Genomic DNA, 23,004 nt, shown 5'->3' on the forward strand with positions numbered 1-23,004 from the left:
ACAGTATTCGATCTACCTCGGGGTTTTTATGCTCAGTCGCGAGGCGAGTGCCTTCGCCTGGCTCGCGACATCGGTGACCGCCGTGCTTTCCCACCACATGCCGCGCAATGGCGGCCCCATTGCAAACAATCGATCAGATACGTCGCCGTTTGCATCCATGACGGCGCCATCCGCCGCGGCCGCGATGCCGAGTGCCAGAGGGCCCGGCTGAATCAGTCCACGCGCCAGTAGCTGCCGGGGCAACGGTCGCGCGACGCGGCGCCAGTCATATTCGATGCCGCTGGAGTTGATCAACGCCGCACCGCTGACGACGGAGGTTTCGGTCTCGCCGCGACGCCGGATGTAAAGGCTGACGTTGTCGCCATGGGGCGAAGGCGCCAACCCTTTGAACGACGCCGCCTCAATGTGCAATCGACCTTCCCCGTGCAACCGCGCGACCAGCTCGGCGCTCAAGGGCGGCGAACGGTGGTGATGACTTTCCCACCACGGCCGCACATGCCGTACAAACTGCCGGCGCTGTGCATCCGTCGCCTGATTCCACAACCGGCCGATATGCGCCCGGACCGTGTCCAAGGGTGCCTGCCAGTCGATGCCCCGAGCGATGGCGTCCCGGCAATGCCGACGCAATTCGCGCACCAGCTGGCGCGGGGTGCGCAACGTCGCATCTTCGGCGAGAAAGTCCACCCAGGCCGGAGGCTGACGCCTTACGTGCGGCAGCAAACCATGGCGCGAAAACACGTTGATCGGCCCGCGGTGCCCGGCCTGCTCCAGTGACACCACGGCATCGACCATGGTCAACCCGGAACCGATGATCAACACCGTCGATTGTGGATCGAGCTGCCGCATGGCCGCCACATCCCAAGGATCGAGCGCGGCCGCGTTCACGCCGCTGGATTGGGTCTGGGGTGTGCGCGCAGCGGGAAACATCCCGGTCGCCAACACGGCGTAAGCGCCCTGCAAGCGTTGGCCGTCGCTCAGGCTCATCCGAACGCTATCGTCCAGTGCCTCAAGGTCCACCACTTCAGCGCGCAGGTGTTCGACCGTCGAGCCGTTCAACGCGCCGACCGCTTGCGCTTCCCTCAGACGCTGCTGCACGTAAACACCGAACAGCCCGCGAGGCGGGAACAATTCGCTGATGGGCACATGTTGCTGGTCAGACTCGGGCCAGCCGCCCGCCGCAATGTGTTCGGTGAGCCATTGCGTGAGGTCGTCGGCGTTGTCCGGATCGACGCTCATGCGGGCGGCATTGCCATTGAGCGTATGGCCCAATTCGACGGCGCTGTACGCTTCGCCCCGACCGAGTTCGGCACGCGGTTCGATGACCAGCACCGAGCGCTTGCCCGGCAAACGCAGAAGCTGCGCCGCCAGCATGGCGCCGCTCAGACCGCCGCCGACGATCAGAATGTCGGCGTGGCGAATGGCGTCGGTCGCGTGTCCGCGTGGGGTTTCACTCATGGCGTTCTCACAGATCAGTGTTTACCTAAAGGGAAGTCATGCAGTTCGCGCGGCGGCTGCCGGATTGGCGAGGCGACTGTGAGCGCCACATTAAAGGGTCGCCCGGCAATCAGGAAGCGGGCAATTTCCTGAACGATCATAAGCCGCAAAACCATGAAGGGTTCGTCAGTCAGTACCAAAGTAGTACGCCTGGCTGGATCACGTTCACGCGGATGGAGAAAAGCATGCGGTGGTCCGCCGGGCCGGGATGTGTGTTGAATGGACGGGCCTCATCGCGAGCAGGCTCGCTCCTACATTTTGGGGTCAGACCAGTTTGAACCTTGCCGGGCGCGGTGTTTGTGTCCGACGCTGATCCCCTGTGGGAGTGAGCCTGCTCGCGATGGCGGTGTAACTGGCGACATCTATGCCGGATGTGCCGGCCTCATCGCGAGCAGGCTCACTCCTACAGGGATTGAAGTTTTATGCAGATACCGACTTTTTCTCTTCCTGCCGCAACGCCGCCAGGTCCCGATACCCCGCTCCGGGATGGATCGCCGGTAACGTTGGTCCTTCTCCAAATAGTTTCTCGCGCAAAGTCCCCGGCGCGTAATCGGTCTTGTACACCCCGCGCTTCTGCAACTCCGGCACTAGCAGTTCAACCGCGTCGATGAAGGTTTCATGGGTCAGCGCGTAGGCCAGGTTGAAGCCGTGCACATCGGTGTCTTCGACCCATTCCTGAAGCAGATCAGCGACGGTTTCAGGGCTGCCGACAAACAAGGGACCAAACCCTCCGATGCCAACCCAGTCCGCCAGCTCGTTCGGCGTCCAGACCTTGTTTGGATCAGCCGTCGAAAACGCCTCCACCGCCGATTGAATGGCGTTGGTGTGCACATGCTTGAGGGGCTCATCTGGCTTGAACCGGCAGAAGTCGATGCCGGTCCAGCCAGAAATCAGCGCCATCGCCCCTTCATAGCTGACCCAGGTTTTGTATTCCTCAAACTTGGCTTTGGCCTTGGCATCGGTCTCGCCGAGGATCACCGTCTGCAGGTTGAAGATCAGGATTTTCGAAGGATCACGTCCGGCTTCGGCGGCGCGACGGCGAATGTCCGCAACGGTTTTCTTCAGGAGGACCTTTGACGGCGCGGCGACAAACACACACTCGGCATGTTCAGCGGCGAATTGTTTGCCCCGACTCGATGCACCCGCCTGATACAGCACGGGCGTGCGTTGCGGCGACGGTTCACAGAGGTGAATGCCGGGCACCTGGAAGTGTTTTCCGACGTGGCGGATTTCATGGATTTTGCTCGGGTCGCTGAAAATCCGACGCTCACGATCCCGCAGGATCGCGCCCTCCTCCCAACTGCCTTCCCAGAGCTTGTAGCAAACCTCCAGGTACTCTTCGGCGAAATCGTAGCGGGCGTCGTGTTAGGCGGATTTCACGGGCCATTGCGCGGCGCTCCGAAAACGGTGGGAATCAATACCCAGAGCGTTTGCAGGAGTCATGCCTAAACTGTAATCCGTTATATATCAGCAGCTTATAGAACAATTCGAGAAAGACATGGAGCTTTAGAAAAGCAAAGTGCCTATTCAATGTTGCCGGGCAGACAGTCAGATCACCACGTTGCGCACAAACCTCGCGGCCACTGCACCCTCATTTCGATACGAGTGAGGCTGGTTGCTGGCGAACATGTAGAACTCACCGGCAGCGATCGCATGGGGTGTCTCGCCCAGCATCAAAGTCAGACAGCCTTCAAAGACAAAGATCTGCTCGCTCCAGCCATCGGCATCCGGCAGTGAGGGGTAAATTTCCCCCGGTTGGAGGCACCACTCCCACTGTTCGACTTCACGGGTGGCGGTGGCTTTGGACAGCAGAACCGCTTTACTGCCCGGAATGGTTCCAGCCCAGGCCACTTCATTGATACGGCTCGGATCACGCGCATCGGGCGCCTGGATCAGATCGCTGAACGCCACGTCCAGCGCTTCGGCAACGCGATCAAGGGTGGTCAGGCTGACATTCTTTTCGCCCGCCTCGATCGCTACCAGCATCCGTCGACTGACACCCGACTTTTCCGCCAGGGCGGTCTGGCTCATGTCGGCTGCATGGCGCAGGCGTCGAACGTTCTGACTGACGTGCTGGAGGACCGAAGCCCGTGGCGTGGAATCTTTGTGCACTATATTGCTCACTTAGTGGGGTTGGGCAGTATACTGCGCAACATTCGACGCATTGTGCGTCTCCCTCAGGTAGCGCGCAAGGTCATGACGTCGGTGAACTCCTCTCACACTTCTCCCCGTTTCTCACGATTCAGCAAAGCCGAATGCGTGCTGGTGGTGATCACCATGATCTGGGGCGGCACCTTTTTGCTGGTGCAACATGCCATGACCGTCAGTGGGCCAATGTTTTTCGTTGGCCTGCGCTTTGCGGCGGCAGCCATCATTGTTGCGCTGTTCTCCTGGCGTCACCTGCGCGACCTGACGTTGTTCGAACTCAAGGCCGGGGCGTTTATCGGTGTGGCGATCATGCTCGGTTATGGCTTGCAGACTGTCGGCTTGCAGAGCATTCCGAGCAGTCAATCGGCATTTATTACCGCGCTGTACGTGCCCTTCGTGCCGCTGCTGCAATGGCTGGTGCTGGGACGGCGTCCCGGGTTGATGCCGAGCATCGGGATCATGCTGGCGTTTACCGGGTTGATGCTGTTATCGGGGCCTGCCGGCGCTTCTTTCAACTTCAGTCCCGGTGAAATCGCAACATTGATCAGTGCCGTGGCGATTGCCGCCGAGATCATTTTGATCAGCACCTATGCAGGCCAGGTCGATGTGCGTCGCGTGACCGTGGTGCAATTGGCAGTCACTTCCGTGCTGGCGCTCTTGATGGTGGTGCCGACCCAGGAGCGGATACCGGACTTCTCCTGGTTGTTACTGTGCAGCGCTCTGGGCCTGGGCGCGGCCAGTGCAGCGATTCAGGTCGCCATGAACTGGGCGCAGAAAAGTGTTTCGCCGACCCGGGCGACATTGATCTATGCCGGAGAGCCGGTGTGGGCCGGGATTGTCGGTCGGATCGCCGGGGAGCGTTTGCCGGCGATTGCCTTGGTGGGCGCCGGATTGATTGTGGCGGCGGTGATCGTGAGCGAGCTGAAGACCAAGGGGAAAGGTGTGGCTGTCGAGGAAGCGCTGGAGCGGGAAACGGAAGGTTGAGCGTGAGGATTGAGTCGCTGGGCAGATTGCTTTCGTGAGCAGGCTCGCTCCTATAGGGGAAATGCGCAGGACTTTCGTGTTCACCGTCTTTAGAAAGTGGGATTGAGCCTGATCGCGATGGGGCCGCAGCGGTTGATACCTCCTTGCTGAAACAATGTTAAACAGGCTTTTTCCGTCTACGGTGTAGGATTCTGCCACAGGTTGGAGTTTGGCGATCCGGGGACTGGCACGTATGATGCTTCACAAACTTCCGCAGATTAGAAGCCTATGTCCCTGATAGTTCTACTGCTTCTGCCTTTCATAGGCAGCTGTCTGGCAGCCGTGCTGCCGCACAACGCGCGTAACGCCGAATCATTGCTCGCTGGTCTCGTTGCCCTGATAGGTACCGTCCAGGTCGCACTCCTGTACCCGCAGATCGCCCATGGCGGGGTGATTCGCGAAGAATTCTTCTGGCTGCCCAGCCTGGGCCTGAACTTCGTCCTGCGCATGGATGGCTTCGCCTGGCTGTTCTCGATGCTGGTGTTGGGCATCGGCACGCTGGTTTCGCTGTATGCACGCTATTACATGTCACCCGACGATCCAGTGCCGCGATTCTTCGCGTTCTTTCTCGCGTTCATGGGCGCCATGCTCGGGCTGGTCATCTCCGGCAATCTGATCCAGATCGTGTTCTTCTGGGAATTGACCAGTCTCTTTTCCTTTCTGCTGATCGGCTACTGGCACCACCGCTCCGACGCGCGACGCGGCGCTTACATGGCGCTGATGGTCACGGGCGCAGGGGGATTATGCCTGCTGGCAGGGGTAATGCTGCTCGGCCATGTGGTGGGCAGCTATGACCTGGACAAGGTCCTGGCCGCCGGCGATCTGATTCGCGCACACGCCCTCTACCCTATTCTGCTTCCTCTCATTCTCATCGGCGCATTGAGCAAAAGCGCGCAATTCCCCTTCCATTTCTGGCTGCCACACGCAATGGCAGCACCGACGCCAGTCTCGGCGTACCTGCACTCGGCAACGATGGTCAAGGCCGGGGTGTTCCTGCTGGCGCGACTCTGGCCATCCTTGTCCGGCAGTGAAGAATGGTTCTACATCGTCAGCGGCGCCGGCGCCTGCACCTTGTTGCTCGGCGCGTACTGCGCGATGTTCCAGAACGACCTCAAGGGACTGCTCGCCTACTCGACCATCAGCCATCTCGGGCTGATCACCCTGCTGCTGGGCCTGAACAGTCCGCTGGCCGCCGTGGCCGCCGTGTTCCACATCCTCAACCACGCCACGTTCAAAGCCTCGCTGTTCATGGCCGCCGGTATCATCGACCACGAGAGCGGCACCCGGGACATTCGCAAGCTCAGTGGCTTGATCAAACTGATTCCCTACACCGCCACCCTGGCCATGGTCGCCAGCGCCTCGATGGCCGGCGTGCCGTTGCTCAACGGCTTCCTCTCCAAAGAGATGTTCTTCGCCGAAACGGTGTTCATCAACGCCACCGCCTGGGTCGAGATGACCTTGCCGATCGTTGCGACCATCGCCGGTACGTTCAGCGTTGCTTACTCCCTTCGCTTTACCGCCGATGTATTTTTCGGCCCGACCGCCACTGACCTGCCGCACACCCCTCATGAGCCACCACGCTGGATGCGCGCGCCCGTCGAGTTGCTGGTGTTCGCGTGCCTGGTGGTGGGGATTTTCCCGGCGCAGGTGGTCGGCCCGATCCTGGCGGCTGCCGCGCTGCCCGTGGTCGGTGGCACGCTGCCGGAATACAGCCTGGCGATCTGGCACGGCTGGAACGCACCGATGATCATGAGCCTGATCGCCATGACCGGCGGCATCGTGCTCTACCTGCTGCTGCGCAATCAGCTCAAGCGCGGACGCTTCAAGTATCCACCGATCATTGGCCGGTTCAACGGCAAGCGCCTGTTCGAACGCTGCCTGGTGATCATGATGCGCCTGGGTCGTCGTCTTGAACGGCGGATCAGCACCAAGCGCCTGCAAACCCAGCTGTTCCTCGTGGTCCTTGCGGCAGTGCTGGCCGGGTTGATACCCATGCTGCACAGCAGCCTAAGTTGGGGCGACCGCCCGAAGATCCCGGGCTCGATCGTGTTCGTGACCCTCTGGCTCCTGGCGATCGCCTGCGCCTTGGGCGCGGCATGGCAAGCCAAGTATCACCGGCTCGCGGCCCTGACCATGGTCAGCGTCTGCGGCCTGATGACCTGCGTGACCTTCGTCTGGTTCTCGGCGCCGGACCTGGCGCTGACTCAACTGGCGGTCGAAGTTGTCACCACAGTCCTGATCCTGCTGGGCCTGCGCTGGTTGCCGCGACGCATCGAAGAGGTCGCGCCGTTGCCGAGCACCCTGCGCAAGGCGCGCATCCGTCGCTTGCGTGACTTGCTGTTGTCGACCGCGGTCGGTGGCGGGATGGCGCTGTTGTCCTACGCCATGCTGACGCGACAGACCCCCAACGTCATTTCCTCGTTTTACCTCAGCCGCGCCCTGCCTGAAGGTGGTGGCAGCAACGTGGTCAACGTGATGCTGGTGGACTTCCGGGGCTTCGATACTCTCGGTGAAATTACCGTGCTGGCCGCCGTGGCCCTGACCGTGTTCGCCCTGCTGCGCCGCTTCCGCCCACCGAAAGAGAGCCTGCAGTTGCCGGCCCAGCAACGTTTGCTGGCTCCGGACGTGGTCACTGACCTGGTCAACCCGCGTCACGCCAGCGATACCGCCCTGGGCTTCATGATGGTGCCGGCAGTGCTGGTGCGGCTGCTGTTGCCCATCGCGTTTGTGGTGTCGATCTACCTGTTCATGCGCGGCCACAATCAGCCGGGGGGCGGGTTTGTCGCCGGACTGGTCATGTCGGTAGCGTTCATCCTGCAGTACCTGGTTGCCGGCACGCAGTGGGTCGAAGCGCAGATGAGCCTGCGGCCGTTGCGCTGGATGGGCACCGGGCTACTGTTTGCCACGGTCACCGGCCTTGGCGCAATAACCGTCGGGTACCCGTTCCTGACCACCCACACCTGGCATTTCTCTCTGCCGGTGTTTGGCGACATCCACATCGCCAGCGCCCTGTTCTTCGATATTGGCGTGTATTCCGTGGTCGTGGGTTCGACATTGCTGATCCTGACCGCCCTCGCCCACCAATCGGTCCGCGGGCACAAAACCGCGGCCTTGCCAAAATCCGTCGCCAGCAAAGGAGCCGTCTGATGGAAGAAGTCATCGCAATCGCCATCGGCGTCCTCGCGGCGTCAGGTGTCTGGCTGATACTGCGGCCGCGAACGTTCCAGGTGGTCATGGGCCTGTGCCTGCTGTCCTATGGCGTAAACCTGTTCATCTTCAGCATGGGTAGCCTGTTCATCGGCAAGGAGCCGATCATCAAGGACGGCGTACCGCAAGACCTGTTGAACTACACCGACCCGCTGCCCCAGGCACTGGTGTTGACCGCCATTGTCATCAGCTTCGCCATGACCGCCCTGTTTCTCGTTGTGCTGCTGGCCTCCCGGGGCCTGACCGGCACCGACCATGTGGACGGCCGGGAGCCTAAAGAATGACGCTGATGCCGCACCTGATCGCTGCACCTATTCTGCTGCCGCTGCTGACCGCCGCCGTGATGCTGATGCTGGGCGAGAAGCACCGTCCGCTGAAAGCCAGGATCAACCTGTTCTCCAGCCTCGTAGGCCTGGGCATCGCCGTGCTGTTGCTGCAATGGACTCAGGAGACCGGTGTTCCCGGCTCGATCGGCGTGTACTTGCCAGGCAACTGGCAGGCCCCGTTCGGTATCGTGCTGGTGGTTGATCGACTCTCGGCCCTGATGCTGGTGCTGACCGGAATCATCGGCGTCAGCGCCCTGCTCTTTGCCATGGCTCGATGGGACGGGGCGGGCTCGAGCTTCCACGCGCTGTTCCAGATTCAGATGATGGGCCTCTACGGCGCGTTCCTGACCGCCGACCTGTTCAACCTGTTCGTGTTCTTTGAAGTGCTTCTGGCGGCATCGTACGGGCTGATGCTCCACGGTTCGGGCCGTGCACGGGTGTCGGCGGGCCTGCATTACGTCTCGATCAACCTGCTGGCCTCGTCGTTGTTCCTGATTGGCGCGGCGCTGATCTATGGCGTCACCGGAACGCTCAACATGGCTGACCTTGCGTTGAAAATCCCGCTGGTGCCGGAAGCCGATCGCGGCCTGTTGCATGCCGGCGCGGCGATTCTGGCGGTGGCCTTCCTGGCCAAAGCCGGGATGTGGCCGCTGAATTTCTGGCTGGTGCCGGCGTACAGCGCGGCGAGTGCCCCCGTGGCGGCGATGTTCGCGATCATGACCAAAGTCGGCGTCTATACCTTGCTGCGCCTGTGGACCCTGCTGTTCTCCGGCCAGGCGGGCGCGTCGGCGTACTTTGGCGGTGACTGGCTGATCTACGGCGGTATGGCAACCATCGTCTGTGCGGCGGTGGCCATCCTTGCGGCGCAACGTCTGGAGCGTCTGGCCAGCCTGAGCATTCTGGTATCGGCGGGGATTCTGCTGTCGGCCATCGGCTTCGCCCAGCCCAACCTGATCGGCGCTGCATTGTTCTATCTGGTCAGCTCAACCCTTGCCTTGAGTGCACTGTTCCTGCTGGCCGAACTCATCGAGCGTTCGCGTTCGGCCAATGATATGCCGCTGTTCGACGACGGCGACCTGCTGCCTCGGCCGATGGAATCCCTGCAGCCCCCCAAAGGCATCAACCTCGACGATGAGCAAAAAGCGGTCGTCGGCCAAGTGATTCCCTGGACCATGGCGTTCCTGGGGTTGAGCTTTATCGCCTGCTCCCTGCTGATCATCGGCATGCCGCCGTTGTCCGGTTTCATCGGCAAGCTCGGCTTGCTGCACGCCCTGCTCAACCCGCTGGGGCTGGGTACCGGCAGCGATGAGCCGGTCTCGAACGTTGCGTGGGGCTTGCTCGCGCTGCTGATCATCTCGGGGCTGGCCTCGTTGATTGCTTTCTCACGCCTGGGCATCCAGCGTTTCTGGACACCTGAAGAACGACCGTCGCCTTTGCTGCGCCGTCTGGAGTGCGTACCGATCATTGCGCTGTTGGGTCTGAGCATTGCACTGACCTTCAAGGCCGAGCCCCTGATGCGCTATACCCAGGACGCCGCTGCGGCCCTGAACAATCCGCAGCAATACGTCATGGCGGTGCTCGGTACCCGCGCCGTTCCCAGCCCCGAGGCAAAAGCCGTGATCGTGGAGGTGCAACCATGAAGCGTCTGTTTCCTGCACCGTGGCTATCGCTGGCGCTGTGGGTGTTGTGGTTGGTGCTGAACCTGTCGATGAGTCCCGGCAACTTGCTGTTGGGCGCGATACTCGGCTTCTGCGCGCCCCTGATGATGCGCAAGCTGCGGCCACTGCCGATTCGCATTCGTCGACCGGGCGTCATCCTCCGTTTGCTGCTGGTGGTCGGGCGTGACGTCGTGCTGTCCAACCTCGCCGTGGCCTGTGGCGTGCTCAACGCCGGTCGCCGTCCCCCGCGTTCGCACTTCATCAAGGTGCCGATGGACTTGCGCGATGCCAACGGCCTGGCCGCACTGTCCATGATCACCACGGTCGTACCGGGCACGGTCTGGTCGGAGCTGGCGCTGGACCGCAGCATCCTGCTGCTGCACGTGTTCGATCTGGAGGATGAGGCGTTGTTCATCGAGCATTTCAAGGCGACCTACGAGCGCCCCCTGATGGAGATCTTCGAATGAGCCCCTTGCTGTCGAATGCCATCCTGCTGAGCCTGTTCATTTTCTCGGTCGCGATGGTCCTGACCCTGATCCGCCTGTTCAAGGGGCCATCGGCACAGGACCGCGTACTCGCGCTGGATTACCTGTACATCCTGGCGATGTTGATGATGCTCACGCTGGGGATTCGTTATGCCAGTGACACCTACTTCGAAGCGGCGCTGCTGATTGCGCTGTTCGGATTTGTGGGCTCGTTTGCCCTGGCTAAATTCCTGCTGCGTGGCGAGGTGATTGAATGAGCGCGCAACTGTCTTTGTGGGTTGAAGTGCCGGTGGCGATCCTGTTGGTGCTCAGCAGCCTATTTGCGTTGATCGGCGGCATCGGGCTGTTGCGCATGAAAGATTATTTCCAACGCATGCACCCGCCTGCGCTCGCGTCGACACTGGGGGCCTGGTGCGTGGCCCTGGCGTCCATCATTTACTTCTCGGCGCTCAAGTCTGGACCGGTGCTGCACGCGTGGCTGATTCCGATCCTGCTGGCGATTACCGTGCCGGTCACCACGTTGCTGCTGGCGCGAGCGGCGTTGTTTCGCAAGCGCATGGCCGGGGATGATGTGCCGGCTGAGGTGAGCAGCCGACGCAAACCAGAACGGTAGGCGCAAAGCTTGCTCGTGATGGCGTCTCGGGAATTAGTGCCGGGCCCAATGGCCTAATCGCGGGCAAGCCCGGCTCCCACAGTAGTCTTCGGTGTATACGAGATCCTGTAGGAGCAAAGCTTGCTCGTGATGGCGTCTCGGGAATTAGTGCCGGGCCCAATGGCCTCATCGCGGGCAAGCCCGGCTCCCACAGTGATCTTCGGTGTATACGAGATCCTGTAGGAGCAAAGCTTGCTCGCGATGGCGTCTCCGGAATTTATGCCGGGCTCACGGCCTCATCGCGGGCAAGCCCGGCTCCCACAGTGGTCTTCGGTGTATACGAGATCCTGTAGGAGCAAAGCTTGCTCGCGATGGCGTCTCGGGAATTTATGCCGAACCCAATGGCCTCATCGCGGGCAAGCCCGGCTCCCACAGTGATCTTCGGTGTATACGAGATCCTGTAGGAGCAAAGCTTGCTCGCGATGGCGTCTCGGGAATTTATGCCGAACCCAATGGCCTCATCGCGGGCAAGCCCGGCTCCCACAGTGGTCTTCGGTGTATACGAGATCCTGTAGGAGCAAAGCTTGCTCGCGATGGCGTCTCGGGAATTAGTGCCGGGCCCAATGGCCTCATCGCGGGCAAGCCCGGCTCCCACAGTGGTCTTCGGTGTATACGAGATCCTGTAGGAGCAAAGCTTGCTCGTGATGGCGTTTCCGGAATTTGTGCCGGGCCCAATGGCCTCATCGCGGGCAAGCCCGGCTCCCACAAAGGTCTTCGGTGTCTGGAAGCGCCTGTAGGAGCTGTCGAGTGAAACCAAACTGCGATCTTTTGATCCTGCTTTGAATCAGATCCAGGCCACGGCCAGCAATCCCGCCCCCAGCACCACGCACAAGGGTGAATAAGCCCAGGTATCCAGGCGGGCGAATCGCGAATCCTTGACCTGCTTGAAGAACCCCACCAGATTCGAATCGCCAATTGCCCGCGCAAACATCAACATGGCGATCGCGCTAATGACCCATTGCAGCGACCAGTGATGCACCGTCGGCAGGTACAAGCCGACCCGCAGGCACACCAGCATCGCAATCAGCAGCAACCCCACCGCCACCAGCAAGGTTGTGAAGCCTGAAGGTTTGAACGCCGGCCTGGGTGCCTGGCCGTCCTCCCCGGGCACACGAGGCACCGCGGCCTCGCTTCCCAGTTTGCCTCCCGCCGCCCAATACAGGTGTATCAGGCTGATCAACAGGAAGACGGCAGCCATCCATTGCGCAATTATCAGGCTCATAGTCAAACATCCAGCGTGAAATGTCGCCGCAGGATGAACCTCCCCAAACGTTTTTGTAAGGGCAGGTTCGAACTCACTTCAAATCGGCCGAGACTTTGTCCGCCACATCCTTGGGCACCCAGGCCTGCCAGACGTCCGGATGCGCCCTCATGAAGGCTTGCGCGGCCTGACGGGGCGCGGTGTGTTTTTCGCTCATTTCGGCCAGCGCCTTGTTCAACGGATCAATCGGAAAATCGACTTTGCTGAAGAACTCGGCAATCTCCGGGTACTGCTTCTGGAACGGTGTGGACACGCCGATGGACAGCTTCGAGGCCAATGAACGCGTCGGTTTCGGATTGGGGTTGTCGGCGTCGGTGAGGGTTTTCCAGGCCTCGGCATCAAACGGTGGCTCTTCCAGTTGAATCAACTTGAAGCGTCCCAACAATGGCGTGGGCGACCAGTAATAAAACAGGATCGGTTTGCCCCGGCGGATCGATGAGCTGATCTCGGCGTCCAAAGCAGCCCCGGAACCACTGCGAAAATTCACATAGCTGTCTTCCAGGCCATACGCCCTCAACTTTTGCTTGTTGACCACTTCGGACGTCCAGCCGATCGGACTGTTGAGGAAGCGGCCTTTGCCTGGTGATTCCGGGTCACTGAAGACGTCTTTGTATTTGGGCAGGTCGCTGACGCTACGCAGACCCGGCGCGGCGGGTTTGATGCCCTTGGCAGGGTCGCCCTTGATCACGTACTCCGGAACCCACCAACCTTCTGTGGCGCCCTTTACCGTATCGCCCAGGCTCACGACCTTGCCTTCAGCCTCGGCCTTGACCCAGACCGGACTGCGCCCCGCCCACTCTTCACCAATGACCTGGATGTCGTTATTGGCCAGTGCAGTTTCCAGAGTGATGGTCGTCCCGGGCAACGTATCGGTCGGCAGCCCGTAACCCTTTTCGACAATGATCCGCAGGATGTCGGTGATCAGGCTGCCGCTTTCCCAGTTCAGGTCCGCAAAGTGGATGGGCGCCTGTGCCGCAAGCACCGGAACGGGTGAAGCCAACACACTGCAGGTGACCACCGTAGCGGCCAGCAACCGTCGTAGTCCTTTCATGCTTTGCACCTCGTGCTGATCACAGCAATAGCAGGATGGCCGCGCGGAAGACCGCAAGCCTCAAAATACTCAGTCAACTGACTGTAGTAGAGGTTCCTGCTTTCGAGGGGTGTGAATCGATTTTCGGATATTTCCCGCAAACCCGAGGCGGTTACTCGCTGGCCTTGAAGGTTACCAGCTCGCCCTTGCGCCATTTTGCAGCCTTGGCGGTGACGGCCTTGAGGGTCTTGGTCAAGCCTTCCTGCAACTGTTGATGGGCGGCAAACACCATCACCACGCTATGACCTTCCTTGAACACAATGCCGTGCCCGTCAGCGGTGGTCACGAACGCGTAATCGCCCAATCCGTAGACGGTCAATTTGATTTCGCGAAACTTGATCTCCAGCTTGCCGCCTTCGCGACTGGGTAGCACGGAGGCGCTGAAATGATCGCCGACCTTGAGTTTGAGCCCGGGTTTGTCATCGACGACCAAGGCTTCTTCGGTGTCGATCTCGGCAATGTAAATGCCTTCAGCGTTTTGTTCGGTGATGTAAACGAAACGCGACTGAAACTGTTTAACCAGCTTTGCGCGCAGATCACCCAGCACGAACAAAGCATGCATATCTAGATTACTTACTGCCAAGGAAACATCCCCACATCTGAAATGACGCCGCGCGCGAAAAGAGCGTGCGGAAGAAAAAAAGCGGCCATGCCGAAAGTGAAACCAAACTACCGAATTGAAATTCGGAGACGAGCAGCCTACTGGAAGTTTGCTCGCATCGCTCTGCCTGGCGTTCTTCAACGCCTGAAGGAAAAGGTACTTTCTATCGCCAGACAAAACGGACTATCAACTTTAGGGAAAAATCGCTTTGGAAAAAGCATTTTTCCGACAGATCGCCAGCGAAAAATTGCTTTAGATAATCAACGATCACTCACCAATACGGGTGATTCTAGAGCAGCGATGCTCACCGAGACTACCCATAACGGCGTTCAAACGTCGGCAAAACAACGAAAAGGATTTCACATGTGCACCCTGACACACTTTTTCCATCCTCATGCCCTTAAATTAAACGACTCGCAAGCCATGAAATCCGGGCTTTTCCCACTGGGAGACGCGCATTTCGCAGCCCCCGCCCCCGCTCGTTTTCAGGTCGTGCTGGCCGGTAACGCCTTCTTCCATATCAAGGAAACTTCCACGGGGCACGTAAGAGGTTTCCGTCGTCACCATAACGAAGCCTGCGCGTTGGCCCGCTCCCTGGAGTTGCGCCACTGACAACCCTGGTCCTTGTTCTCGATAGACGTTTCGTCATGCCGACGACTTAACTCAGCCGTCGGCAGGCAACTACTGCCATACTGCCCGACCAAAGAAACTGTCCCAAAGCCGGACGGCGTTCAAAACAACAGAGTATTTTCAAGGGAAGGCAGCTACGTGACGGAATTTGATATCGGCGAATTTTTTATCCGGGGCGAAGCCAGAGAAGTCGAGGGTGAATTCCAGGCGGTTATTGTCATGCGAGCCAAACCGCCATTGACGACTGTGACCTATCACCAGGTCGAGAAGGATCGCTGGTTCAAGACATCGGACGTCGCTGATTTCGCCGCCAAAGAAGCAGCCAAAGCCCTCAAGCTTGCCGTTGATGAAGGCGCACTGAAAGCCTGATACCGGGTTTGCAGTCTATGCTTGCTCTGCTTTCGAACAACGCTATCGAACTCCTGAAGCGCGGGCCCCTCAGATGCAATGAGCCGCACTTCAGATCTCGCACTCGGCGCGACCCGCAAGGAGAGAAACATGGATTCACCTACACATGACTTGAAAGGACTGTTCGACCAACTTGGCCTGGACTCCAGCGAAAAGGCCATCGACGATTTCATCGAAAGTCATTCCCCCCTGCCCGAAGACAAGAAACTCATTGATGCCGAGTTCTGGACGCCACAACAGGCAGCCTTCCTGAAAGAACAATTACGCGAAGACGCTGATTGGGCGCGCGTGGTCGATGACCTCAACCTGCGCATGCACCAGATTCACTAGTCCGGATCAATGCAGGCTGCCAGGATTCCCGACGCTCAATTGCGCCAGCCAGGCAGCCCTGCACTCCTCCGCCTCGTTACGACTGGAGAAGGCTGTCCCGCGGCGTTCACCATTGAGCAGCACCACCCAGCAGACACTCTGCCCCATCGCTCGCAGGCAAGCGGGCACACCGCTGCCAATCATCACCGCCACATCGACTTTGCTTTGCATGCTGACCTCTGAACTTAATTAGCCACCTAACTATGTAGGCATGGTAGTAAGTTCCTGAACGAGGAAACAGCGACGCCGCTGCACAGCTTCATTGCCGAACCGGTAACAATCCACGGCTCCTCAGCGCGGATTCTCTGGTCTATAGCCCATGCGCAAACCGCCCCAATGCCGTCCTTTGATAACGATCGGCACAGAAAGATCGTGCATGAGCTCGCCGGTATCGCGGGTATAGGTTTGCAACAGAACGGCTTGCTGATGGCTGCCGCAACGGATGCCGGTGCGGTCGGCAAATTTGCGCTTGGTACGGTTCTGCAGCGCATCCACCTGGGCATCCCCCGTCAGCGGCTGGCTGAAGACCTTGTTATGGGTCGGCACATAACCTTGCTGGGTACAGGCGATGGCGAACACCAAACCTTCATGGCGCGTCAGTAAAGGTTCCTGAATGGCCGGCAACACCTGATCGGTATAGCGATCGAAGCGGGTCTGGAATTTGGCCGGTTGAGTGTTCGCGATTGCCTGGTAATGCCGGTCGAACAGGTCGTCCAGACTGACTCGCCCCTGATCGATATCGGCTTCAAAACACGCCGCAATTTGTGCGGCCCCTTCGCGCGCCAGGTCGTAGATACGCTGGTGATAGTCATCCAGACCGACTTCGGCCAGCCGCTCACTGATGGTTTCTGCCTGCCCTTCCATTTGCACTGCCGCCTGGGCCAGGCGTTGTGTCTGTTGATCGCTGACGGCCAGGTCACTGCGCATTTGCTCGATGGCCTGGAACAGGCTGTCGAGTTGCTCACGGTTGGTGTCAGCGCCTTGAGCGATTTCCCCGACCTGGATTTCTACGCCCGCCGCCAGACGCGCAATGTTGTCCAGGTGCTGCCCCGTCTGTTCGACTTGCTCGACACCTATATCCAGATCGGTGGAAAGTTGGCGAATCTGTTCCACCACCTGCGCGGTGCGCTGCTGGATATCGGCGACCATCTCGCCCACTTCACCCGTCGCCGTAGCCGTGCGCGCTGCCAGGCCACGCACCTCATCGGCGACCACCGCAAAGCCGCGACCGTGTTCGCCGGCTCGCGCGGCTTCGATGGCCGCGTTCAACGCCAACAGATTGGTCTGGCTGGCAATGGATTGAATGACCAGGGTGACTCGCTGAATGTCGTCGCTGCGCAGGCTCAAGGCCTCGATCAGCTCGCGGCTGTTACTGGCGCGTTGGCTGAGCTGGTGCATGCGAGCAATGGACTCGACCAGTTCCGAGCGTCCCACCGCGCTGCTTTGATGGGCTTCACTAGCGGCGCTGAGGGCGTTGCGGCTCAAGGTCGAGGTGGCTTGTTCGGTGGCGATCATCACTTCGGCATTGCTGACGATTTGCGCCGCCGCGCCAAGCTGCGATTGCAGCCTGTCGGCTAACTGCTTGACCGAAAACGCTACGCCAGCGGCTGACAGCGCGTTGTGACTGGTGGTGTAGGAAAGATCGCGAGTCAGTTCGGCAATCGTGCCGTGACTGTCCACCAAGGCGGGTTCTGGAAGGGTTCGCGATCGCAGGCGCGGTAGCCAGATGATCATCACGGCCAGCGGCAAGCCGAGGTAGAGCGGCCAGTTACCTAGCGCGACGCCACACAACAGGAGCATCAGTGCGATGCTTTGCAGGGTCGGCGCCAGCCAGCGGGTTGGGGTCACAGGTACTGGTACGGGCACTTGCCCAACCAGAGATCCGTCTCTTGTCATCTTCGTCACCCTACGACTCTTCTAATTGTATGTGCATTAGACGCCACTAGATCGCCATTATCTATGGTCCCTTAGTCGGAGGCGTTGCAGCAGATCAATAAAAGAGGACGCTTTCTGGCAGACGAAAAAAAGCATCGCGGGCAAGCCTTGCTCTTGATGGAGCCGGGCTTGCCCGCGATGCGGGGCGTTACGAAATCAGGCCTGACGCTGGTGCTTGTCGATCTGTTCGTGACGCTCTTGAGCTTCGATGCAGTACTTGGTGGTCGGGCTGATCAGCAGGCGCTTGAGGCCAATCGCCTCGCCGCTGTCATCACACCAGCCGAAGCTGTCTTCTTTGATGCGTTCCAGAGCCTGTTCCAACTGAGGCAGCATGCGCTGGTCACGATCGATAGCGTTCACCAGCCAGGTGCGCTCTTCTTCAACAGAAGCAGCGTCGGCCGGATCGGCTGGAGTGTCCAGGCTCTCGATGGCGATGCGGTTCTGTTCAATGCGCTCATGGGTTTCGACTTTCATGTTCTGCAACAGCTCGGAGAAGAAAGCATGTTGCTCGGCATTCATGTAGTCATCCGCCGGCATGGCCAGCAACTTGTCCTTTGTCATTGATATCTCTATAAAAAAACGTGCATTAAGGCGAATTAGGGAGCGTTCCGCGGGACCTGGTCTGGCCATCGGAAAGGCGCCGTTTATTCCAAGCGCCACCCGGCACTCAATTTACGAGGGGCGGCAGTCTAAGGCCGACTTGAGGCCTCAGCAACTGAAAAGACAGCGAATTCGTCCGACAAAGCCTTGAAAGTGCGCTACGGCAGCCTTTGTGGTGGTTATCGGAGTGCGTTTATAGCAAGAAATTCCATCCAGCGGCTGTATATGGAAGACAAATGGCTGATCGGTATCGGGGATCAGCCTGACATCCATTGCAGCGAATGGAACCTAAGCTAAGGTTGAACATCCGAAATCGTCATCTCAAGGAGAGCCCAAATGAAGCTGATCGGCATGCTGGATTCACCCTACGTGCGGCGCGTCGCCATTTCCGCCAAGTGCCTTGGCATTCAGCTGGAGCACCAATCGGTTTCCGTGTTCCGCCATTTCGAGCAATTCCAGCAGATCAACCCGGTGGTCAAGGCGCCGACGCTGGTACTGGATAATGGCGACGTACTCATCGACTCGACCCTGATCATCGATTACCTGGAAGCGCTGGCCGGGACCGGCAACAGCCTGATGCCGACCGACATTGATCAACGTGTGCGCTCCTTGCGTTTGATTGGTCTGGCGTTGGCGGCGTGCGAGAAGTCGGTGCAGCTTTATTACGAGCGCACCCTGCGTCCGGTCGAGATTCAATTTGAACCCTGGGTGGAACGGGTTGAAGGGCAACTTGCCGCCGCGTACCTGGCGCTTGAGCGGGAACTGGAAAAACAGTCACTGAAGACCGACGGTTCGATTACCCAGGACGGAATCACCCTGGCGGTGGCCTGGAGTTTCACCAGGCTTGTGGTTCCTGAACAAGCAGACGCTGCCCAATTTCCACGGATCGCAGCGTATACGGCGTACGCGGAGCAGCTTGAGGAGTTTCTTAATACGCCAATTGAATGAATGCCCTCACCCGAAAAAACCAGGCCCCAAAAAAAAGCCGCTTCTACCCGAGGTAGAAGCGGCCGAGGCACCAGCCCCAGTGTTATCAGTGCATGAACAGGGCGATCAGGATAATGATCGGGATCGGTACGCCGAGGAAAAACAACAGTAATGAGCGCATGAGTATTCTCCTGGATTAACGAATAGAGGACGGGGTGGTGACATAAGCGTCGGATTCGACATACACCACCGCATCCCGACGACGACCGCCGAAGGTTGCAGCGAAGCTGGCGAAGAACGCGCCGATCAACAGGGCAACGAACATCCACAACGCCGTCATGGCAGCGACTTTGGCTGCGGTATCAGCCGCTTCCTTGGCCGCTTGCTTGGCGTCGGCCACGGCTTTCTGGGTGCGGGCATACACTTCATCGACACGACGCTCAGCGTCGGCCTGGGTCAGGTTGGTCCGTTGGGCAACCAGTTGCGCGAGGTAGGTACGGTCTTCAGCGGCCAACTGACCGTCGTTCAGGCTGCGCACAAAGATGCGGGTGACGGTGCCACGGGCAGCGTCATCGCTGACGGCGGCAGGACGATCATCACGGAACAGGCTGTCGACGAAGTAGCCATACTGGTCACTGCTGGTGTTATTGGCCGCTGTACCGGCGGCTTGAGTCGCGGCACTGGCGGCACCGCCGACAACATTGGCGCCGGCCTGCACACCGCCACTGACAATGCTGCTGACCGAGCCAACGACCAGTGTGGCCGCAACCAGTGTCGCAACACACCAGGCCAGGAAGCCATGGGCGGTGTCACGGAAGTACACTTCGTCACCGTGCATGTTGGCCCATTTCACCCGCAGACGACCGGCGATGTAGCCACCGAGCCCCGAGGCGATGATTTGGGTAAACGCCAACCAGACGATCGTCGATATGCCAAGGCCCTTGGCGCTGACGCCTTCGTTAGCCCAAGGGGAAACCGCCGAAAAGCCCAGACCGAAACCGAGCAATACCAGGATCAACGACAACGCCGCCGCCGCAGCGGCCCCGGCGAAGATCGCACCCCAGGAAACGCCCGACCGCGCGTTTGATTCTTCTGCGGCAGGATAGAAACCATCCGAGGATCTATTCATTATTATGTCGCTCCAGGCAGGAAAGATGTTGTTACAAGTTGTTGATGGAGTCAGTGCAGTCAGCGTGCCAAAGCGAAATTTTTAAAAAGTCTTTATTTTTCATAATCTTAAAAATTTTGAACTTCCAAAAGCCATGCAAATTGCAACGAAACGTCATAACCAGCGGGTTTTATGCATTGCGCCTTTAGATGAAGTTTTATTTAGAAAGACCGGCGCTAATTATTGGCAAAATGCCGGCAACGTTTTGAACCACCATCAGGCCTTCCTATGACCCGAATCTTGACCATCGAAGACGACGCCGTGACCGCCCGGGAAATTGTTGCGGAACTCAGCAACCATGGCCTCGACGTGGACTGGGTCGACAATGGCCGCGAAGGACTGGAGCGTGCAGTCAGTGGCAACTACGACTTGATCACCCTCGACCGCATGCTGCCCGAGCTGGACGGCCTGGCCATTGTCACCACGCTCAGGACCATGGGTGTCGCCACGCCAATCCTGATGATCAGCGCCCTCTCCGATGTCGATGAGCGAGTACGAGGCCTGCGCGCAGGGGGTGACGATTACCTGACCAAACCCTTTGCCACCGATGAAATGGCCGCCCGGGTTGAAGTCCTGCTGCGCCGCCAGAACACCGTCGCCACCCAGGCCACCACGCTGCGGGTCGCTGACCTCGAACTGAACCTGATCAGCCACGAAGCCAGCCGCGACGGTCAACTGCTGACGCTGTTGCCCACCGAGTACAAACTGCTGGAATTTCTGATGCGCAACACCGGGCAGATCCTGTCGCGCATGATGATTTTCGAAGAGGTCTGGGGCTATCACTTTGATCCCGGCACCAACCTCATCGACGTGCACATCGGCCGGTTGCGCAAAAAGATCGACCCCCCCGGCAATGCCCCACTGATACGGACCGTGCGAGGCTCGGGTTATGTCATTGCCGAACCCGTCTAAAGGCTGGCGCTCTTCCAGCAGCCGTTTGCTCGCGCTCTACAGTTCACTGTTCGTGATCTGGAGCGGCATTCTCATGGGGGTCATGTACTACGAGGTTTCCGCCTACCTGGACAACCTGGCCAAACACTCTCTTTTGCAACGCCAGCATCTGTTCTCGCACTTTCAGGGCCAGCAACTGGTCGACGCCCTCGCCGTCAGCATGACCTTCGACATCCGCGGCATCGACGCCTATGGCCTGTTCGACGAGCAGCACCGCTACCTGAGCGGCGCGCTGAACCACGTTCCCGAAGGATTGCCACTGGACGGCAAGATTCACATGCTCAGCGATTGCGCCGATTCCGACGACCCGAGCCTGCCGGCCGACAGTTGTGATGCGGTCGCCACCCAGACGCTCGACGGTCGCTGGCTGATTCTGGTGCGCGACAACGGCTCTCTGTTTGCCGTCACGCGAATCATCCTCCACGCCTTGTTCTGGGGCGTCACCCTGACCATCCTCCCGGGCATCGCTGGTTGGCACCTGTTGCGGCGCCGCCCCTTGAAACGGATTCGCGGGATTCAGGCCAGCGCCGAAGCCATCGTGGCCGGTGACTTGACGCGCCGATTGCCGCTGTCCAACCGTCGCGATGAACTGGACATGCTCGCAGCCATCGTCAATGCCATGCTCGAACGCATCGAGCGGTTGATGAACGAGGTCAAGGGCGTCTGCGACAACATCGCCCATGATCTGCGCACGCCACTGACCCGCTTGCGGGCGCAGTTGTACCGCATCCAGCAGCAGGCGGACGAAGGCTCACCCCTGGCCGTGCAACTGGATTCCGTGCTCGGCGAAGCAGACACCTTGATGGCGCGTTTTCGCGGCCTGTTGCGGATTTCCGAACTGGAAGATCGCCAGCGCCGTTCCGGTTTCGTGCAGCTGGATCCCGTGCCGATGTTGCAGGAGCTGCATGACTTTTACTTGCCGTTGGCCGAAGAAGGCGAACTGAAATTCCAGCTGCAAATACCACTCTCATTGCCGCCGCTAAACGGTGATCGGGCGTTGTTGTTTGAAGCCGTGGCCAACCTGTTGAGCAATTCGATCAAGTTCACCCCACCAGGTGGCGAAGTGATTTTGCGTGGGGTCAATGAGGGTGGGCATACGCGGATCGAAGTACTCGACTCCGGACCCGGCATACCGTTGGCCGAACGGGAAGCGGTGTTCCAGCGCTTCTATCGCGCCGAGGGTGGCAACCAGCAAAGCGGGTTTGGACTGGGACTGTCCATCGTCGCCGCGATTGTCAGCCTGCACGGGTTTACGCTGGAGGTGGGGAGCAGTGAAAGGGGTGGCGCGCGGCTGGTGCTCGATTGCCGGCAGAGCCTGATCCCACAGACCTGACCCCTCCTGCATGTCAATGAAGATCAACATGTGGGAGCGCGCTTGCTCCCCCAGGGTAATGCTGTTCACTTAAGCCTGACACTGCAACTGTGGCGAGGGAGCTTGCTCCCGCTGGGCTGCGTAGCAGTCCCTCTTTTGGGGCCGCTTCGCGACCCAGCGGGAGCAAGCTCCCTCGCCACGGATTCAACCCAGATCAAATGTGGGAGCTGGCCTGCCAGCGATTGCGGGGTTCCAGGCGAAATCGATGCTGAATGTGCCACCGCCATCGCGAGCAGGCTCACTCTCACAAGGTTTTGGGTTGGTTATCAACCCGGGTAATTGGCTCGCAACGCTTTGAGCCCGCCCTCATAGATCCCCGCAAACAACGCCACCACTTCTTCGTCACTGACGCCGACCGGTTCAAACTTCCCTGACCACGTCACCCGCGCACCCTCCCCTCGAGCCTCAACACTCAAGGTCGCCAGGTAATCCTTCGCCGGAAACGGCGCCTGCAAAATCGAATAGCTGTAAGTCTTCGCCGCGTTATCAAACAGCTCAAGCCGCTCGACCACCACCGCGCCATCCGAGGTTTGCAGGCTGCGCACACGTCCGCCTTCACTCAACTCACTGTTGGGAATGAACGGCAGCCAGTCCGGCAGCGTGTCGAAGCCACCAATCAATTGCCACACCTGGTCGGCCGAAGCCGGGATATCGATAAATGCTGATGCAGTTGCCATAGTGCGTTCTCTCTAGATGAAA

At 59.5% G+C, this 23,004-nt stretch carries 25 protein-coding genes and 1 pseudogene; 13 read left to right on the top strand and 13 right to left on the bottom strand.

The window, feature by feature from the left end:
* Positions 1–12 precede the first annotated feature (12 nt).
* The 4 genes and pseudogenes from GBC55_RS22025 to GBC55_RS22035 form a co-directional block, all read right to left on the bottom strand.
* Complete coding sequence (locus GBC55_RS22025; protein ID WP_162439208.1) at positions 13–1,455, bottom strand: FAD/NAD(P)-binding protein; 1,443 nt, start codon at positions 1,453–1,455, stop codon at positions 13–15.
* Positions 1,456–1,469: 14 nt separating this feature from the next.
* Positions 1,470–1,595: a hypothetical protein gene (locus GBC55_RS29825; protein ID WP_268932903.1), complete on the bottom strand. Its 126-nt coding sequence runs from the start codon at positions 1,593–1,595 to the stop codon at positions 1,470–1,472.
* 319 nt (positions 1,596–1,914) lie between these two features.
* A pseudogene (locus GBC55_RS22030) lies at positions 1,915–2,859 on the bottom strand (NtaA/DmoA family FMN-dependent monooxygenase); the annotation flags it as partial.
* A gap of 183 nt (positions 2,860–3,042) precedes the next feature.
* Complete coding sequence (locus tag GBC55_RS22035; RefSeq protein WP_162439206.1) at positions 3,043–3,606, bottom strand: XRE family transcriptional regulator; 564 nt, start codon at positions 3,604–3,606, stop codon at positions 3,043–3,045.
* On the opposite strand from GBC55_RS22035, the gene GBC55_RS22040 reads away from it, so the two are divergent.
* The 7 genes from GBC55_RS22040 to GBC55_RS22070 all read left to right on the top strand — a co-directional run bounded on the left by GBC55_RS22040 (position 3,601) and on the right by GBC55_RS22070 (position 10,954).
* Positions 3,601–4,626, top strand: coding sequence for a DMT family transporter (locus GBC55_RS22040; protein WP_162439205.1), 1,026 nt, complete (start codon positions 3,601–3,603; stop codon positions 4,624–4,626). The two genes, GBC55_RS22035 and GBC55_RS22040, sit on opposite strands and share 6 nt — an antisense overlap.
* Positions 4,627–4,893: 267 nt before the next feature.
* On the top strand, positions 4,894–7,812 hold the full coding sequence (locus tag GBC55_RS22045; RefSeq protein WP_162439204.1) for a monovalent cation/H+ antiporter subunit A: 2,919 nt from the start codon (positions 4,894–4,896) through the stop codon (positions 7,810–7,812).
* Complete coding sequence (locus tag GBC55_RS22050; protein ID WP_003192163.1) at positions 7,812–8,156, top strand: Na+/H+ antiporter subunit C; 345 nt, start codon at positions 7,812–7,814, stop codon at positions 8,154–8,156. Before GBC55_RS22045 ends, GBC55_RS22050 begins: the two co-directional genes overlap by 1 nt.
* A complete protein-coding gene (locus GBC55_RS22055) occupies positions 8,153–9,838 on the top strand; it encodes a monovalent cation/H+ antiporter subunit D (RefSeq protein ID WP_162439203.1) in 1,686 nt (561 codons plus the stop codon). Before GBC55_RS22050 ends, GBC55_RS22055 begins: the two co-directional genes overlap by 4 nt.
* A complete protein-coding gene (locus tag GBC55_RS22060; protein ID WP_162439202.1) occupies positions 9,835–10,323 on the top strand; it encodes a Na+/H+ antiporter subunit E in 489 nt (162 codons plus the stop codon). Before GBC55_RS22055 ends, GBC55_RS22060 begins: the two co-directional genes overlap by 4 nt.
* Positions 10,320–10,598, top strand: a complete 279-nt coding sequence (locus GBC55_RS22065) for a K+/H+ antiporter subunit F (RefSeq protein WP_162439201.1) — start codon at positions 10,320–10,322, stop codon at positions 10,596–10,598. The genes GBC55_RS22060 and GBC55_RS22065 overlap by 4 nt, the downstream gene beginning before the upstream one ends.
* Positions 10,595–10,954, top strand: coding sequence for a Na+/H+ antiporter subunit G (locus GBC55_RS22070; RefSeq protein ID WP_162439200.1), 360 nt, complete (start codon positions 10,595–10,597; stop codon positions 10,952–10,954). Before GBC55_RS22065 ends, GBC55_RS22070 begins: the two co-directional genes overlap by 4 nt.
* A 256-nt stretch (positions 10,955–11,210) precedes the next feature.
* Here GBC55_RS22070 and GBC55_RS22075 read toward each other — a convergent pair whose 3' ends face one another.
* From GBC55_RS22075 to GBC55_RS22090, 4 genes are all read right to left on the bottom strand, one after another.
* On the bottom strand, positions 11,211–11,750 hold the full coding sequence (locus GBC55_RS22075) for a hypothetical protein (RefSeq protein ID WP_162439199.1): 540 nt from the start codon (positions 11,748–11,750) through the stop codon (positions 11,211–11,213).
* Between the two features lie 27 nt (positions 11,751–11,777).
* Positions 11,778–12,215 carry a DUF3995 domain-containing protein gene (locus GBC55_RS22080; RefSeq protein ID WP_162439198.1) on the bottom strand — a complete coding sequence of 146 codons (438 nt, stop codon included), beginning with the start codon at positions 12,213–12,215 and terminating at the stop codon, positions 11,778–11,780.
* A 73-nt stretch (positions 12,216–12,288) separates the two neighbouring features.
* Entirely contained in the window at positions 12,289–13,305 is a 1,017-nt protein-coding gene (locus GBC55_RS22085) for an ABC transporter substrate-binding protein (RefSeq protein ID WP_162439197.1), read from the bottom strand.
* Between the two features lie 151 nt (positions 13,306–13,456).
* A complete protein-coding gene (locus GBC55_RS22090; protein WP_162439196.1) occupies positions 13,457–13,927 on the bottom strand; it encodes a hypothetical protein in 471 nt (156 codons plus the stop codon).
* Between the two features lie 441 nt (positions 13,928–14,368).
* Here GBC55_RS22090 and GBC55_RS22095 point away from each other — a divergent pair, with 441 nt between their 5' ends.
* The 3 genes from GBC55_RS22095 (at position 14,369) to GBC55_RS22105 (ending at position 15,313) form a co-directional block, all read left to right on the top strand.
* Positions 14,369–14,557 carry a hypothetical protein gene (locus GBC55_RS22095; protein ID WP_235992892.1) on the top strand — a complete coding sequence of 63 codons (189 nt, stop codon included), beginning with the start codon at positions 14,369–14,371 and terminating at the stop codon, positions 14,555–14,557.
* Positions 14,558–14,713: 156 nt separating this feature from the next.
* Positions 14,714–14,944 carry a hypothetical protein gene (locus tag GBC55_RS22100; protein WP_162439195.1) on the top strand — a complete coding sequence of 77 codons (231 nt, stop codon included), beginning with the start codon at positions 14,714–14,716 and terminating at the stop codon, positions 14,942–14,944.
* A gap of 129 nt (positions 14,945–15,073) precedes the next feature.
* Complete coding sequence (locus GBC55_RS22105; RefSeq protein ID WP_162439194.1) at positions 15,074–15,313, top strand: DUF2789 domain-containing protein; 240 nt, start codon at positions 15,074–15,076, stop codon at positions 15,311–15,313.
* A 6-nt stretch (positions 15,314–15,319) separates the two neighbouring features.
* Here GBC55_RS22105 and GBC55_RS22110 read toward each other — a convergent pair whose 3' ends face one another.
* The 3 genes from GBC55_RS22110 to GBC55_RS22120 form a co-directional block, all read right to left on the bottom strand.
* Positions 15,320–15,523, bottom strand: a complete 204-nt coding sequence (locus tag GBC55_RS22110; RefSeq protein WP_162439193.1) for a hypothetical protein — start codon at positions 15,521–15,523, stop codon at positions 15,320–15,322.
* A 120-nt stretch (positions 15,524–15,643) separates the two neighbouring features.
* On the bottom strand, positions 15,644–17,248 hold the full coding sequence (locus tag GBC55_RS22115) for a methyl-accepting chemotaxis protein (protein ID WP_162439192.1): 1,605 nt from the start codon (positions 17,246–17,248) through the stop codon (positions 15,644–15,646).
* A 195-nt stretch (positions 17,249–17,443) separates the two neighbouring features.
* Positions 17,444–17,848 carry a TraR/DksA family transcriptional regulator gene (locus GBC55_RS22120; protein WP_007907888.1) on the bottom strand — a complete coding sequence of 135 codons (405 nt, stop codon included), beginning with the start codon at positions 17,846–17,848 and terminating at the stop codon, positions 17,444–17,446.
* A gap of 375 nt (positions 17,849–18,223) precedes the next feature.
* On the opposite strand from GBC55_RS22120, the gene GBC55_RS22125 reads away from it, so the two are divergent.
* A complete protein-coding gene (locus GBC55_RS22125) occupies positions 18,224–18,835 on the top strand; it encodes a glutathione S-transferase (RefSeq protein ID WP_162439191.1) in 612 nt (203 codons plus the stop codon).
* 175 nt (positions 18,836–19,010) lie between these two features.
* On the opposite strand, the gene GBC55_RS22130 is transcribed toward GBC55_RS22125, so the two are convergent.
* Complete coding sequence (locus GBC55_RS22130; protein ID WP_162439190.1) at positions 19,011–19,943, bottom strand: hypothetical protein; 933 nt, start codon at positions 19,941–19,943, stop codon at positions 19,011–19,013.
* A 267-nt stretch (positions 19,944–20,210) separates the two neighbouring features.
* On the opposite strand from GBC55_RS22130, the gene GBC55_RS22135 reads away from it, so the two are divergent.
* Together GBC55_RS22135 and GBC55_RS22140 are read left to right on the top strand one after the other, a co-directional pair.
* Positions 20,211–20,894, top strand: a complete 684-nt coding sequence (locus GBC55_RS22135) for a response regulator transcription factor (protein WP_162439189.1) — start codon at positions 20,211–20,213, stop codon at positions 20,892–20,894.
* The gene (locus GBC55_RS22140; RefSeq protein WP_162439188.1) at positions 20,872–22,266 is read left to right on the top strand and encodes a HAMP domain-containing sensor histidine kinase; all 1,395 of its coding nucleotides are present in this window, start codon (positions 20,872–20,874) and stop codon (positions 22,264–22,266) included. Before GBC55_RS22135 ends, GBC55_RS22140 begins: the two co-directional genes overlap by 23 nt.
* Before the next feature lie 305 nt (positions 22,267–22,571).
* Here GBC55_RS22140 and GBC55_RS22145 read toward each other — a convergent pair whose 3' ends face one another.
* Positions 22,572–22,982: an SRPBCC family protein gene (locus tag GBC55_RS22145; RefSeq protein ID WP_162439187.1), complete on the bottom strand. Its 411-nt coding sequence runs from the start codon at positions 22,980–22,982 to the stop codon at positions 22,572–22,574.
* Positions 22,983–23,004 lie beyond the last annotated feature (22 nt).

Source organism: Pseudomonas sp. TNT3 (assembly GCF_010095445.2).
Taxonomy (GTDB): domain Bacteria; phylum Pseudomonadota; class Gammaproteobacteria; order Pseudomonadales; family Pseudomonadaceae; genus Aquipseudomonas.

Bases quoted from the DNA above. Each gene is read 5' to 3' on its own strand.
- GBC55_RS22130 (WP_162439190.1), bottom strand. From the start codon at position 19,943: ATGAATAGATCCTCGGATGGTTTCTATCCTGCCGCAGAAGAATCAAAC.
- GBC55_RS22095 (WP_235992892.1), top strand. From the start codon at position 14,369: ATGAAATCCGGGCTTTTCCCACTGGGAGACGCGCATTTCGCAGCCCCC.
- GBC55_RS22140 (WP_162439188.1), top strand. From the start codon at position 20,872: ATGTCATTGCCGAACCCGTCTAAAGGCTGGCGCTCTTCCAGCAGCCGT.
- GBC55_RS22070 (WP_162439200.1), top strand. From the start codon at position 10,595: ATGAGCGCGCAACTGTCTTTGTGGGTTGAAGTGCCGGTGGCGATCCTG.
- GBC55_RS22045 (WP_162439204.1), top strand. From the start codon at position 4,894: ATGTCCCTGATAGTTCTACTGCTTCTGCCTTTCATAGGCAGCTGTCTG.
- GBC55_RS22085 (WP_162439197.1), bottom strand. From the start codon at position 13,305: ATGAAAGGACTACGACGGTTGCTGGCCGCTACGGTGGTCACCTGCAGT.
- GBC55_RS22145 (WP_162439187.1), bottom strand. From the start codon at position 22,982: ATGGCAACTGCATCAGCATTTATCGATATCCCGGCTTCGGCCGACCAG.
- GBC55_RS22120 (WP_007907888.1), bottom strand. From the start codon at position 17,848: ATGACAAAGGACAAGTTGCTGGCCATGCCGGCGGATGACTACATGAAT.
- GBC55_RS22080 (WP_162439198.1), bottom strand. From the start codon at position 12,215: ATGAGCCTGATAATTGCGCAATGGATGGCTGCCGTCTTCCTGTTGATC.
- GBC55_RS22055 (WP_162439203.1), top strand. From the start codon at position 8,153: ATGACGCTGATGCCGCACCTGATCGCTGCACCTATTCTGCTGCCGCTG.
- GBC55_RS22115 (WP_162439192.1), bottom strand. From the start codon at position 17,248: ATGACAAGAGACGGATCTCTGGTTGGGCAAGTGCCCGTACCAGTACCT.
- GBC55_RS29825 (WP_268932903.1), bottom strand. From the start codon at position 1,595: ATGATCGTTCAGGAAATTGCCCGCTTCCTGATTGCCGGGCGACCCTTT.
- GBC55_RS22110 (WP_162439193.1), bottom strand. From the start codon at position 15,523: ATGCAAAGCAAAGTCGATGTGGCGGTGATGATTGGCAGCGGTGTGCCC.
- GBC55_RS22065 (WP_162439201.1), top strand. From the start codon at position 10,320: ATGAGCCCCTTGCTGTCGAATGCCATCCTGCTGAGCCTGTTCATTTTC.
- GBC55_RS22060 (WP_162439202.1), top strand. From the start codon at position 9,835: ATGAAGCGTCTGTTTCCTGCACCGTGGCTATCGCTGGCGCTGTGGGTG.
- GBC55_RS22050 (WP_003192163.1), top strand. From the start codon at position 7,812: ATGGAAGAAGTCATCGCAATCGCCATCGGCGTCCTCGCGGCGTCAGGT.
- GBC55_RS22105 (WP_162439194.1), top strand. From the start codon at position 15,074: ATGGATTCACCTACACATGACTTGAAAGGACTGTTCGACCAACTTGGC.
- GBC55_RS22135 (WP_162439189.1), top strand. From the start codon at position 20,211: ATGACCCGAATCTTGACCATCGAAGACGACGCCGTGACCGCCCGGGAA.
- GBC55_RS22025 (WP_162439208.1), bottom strand. From the start codon at position 1,455: ATGAGTGAAACCCCACGCGGACACGCGACCGACGCCATTCGCCACGCC.
- GBC55_RS22125 (WP_162439191.1), top strand. From the start codon at position 18,224: ATGAAGCTGATCGGCATGCTGGATTCACCCTACGTGCGGCGCGTCGCC.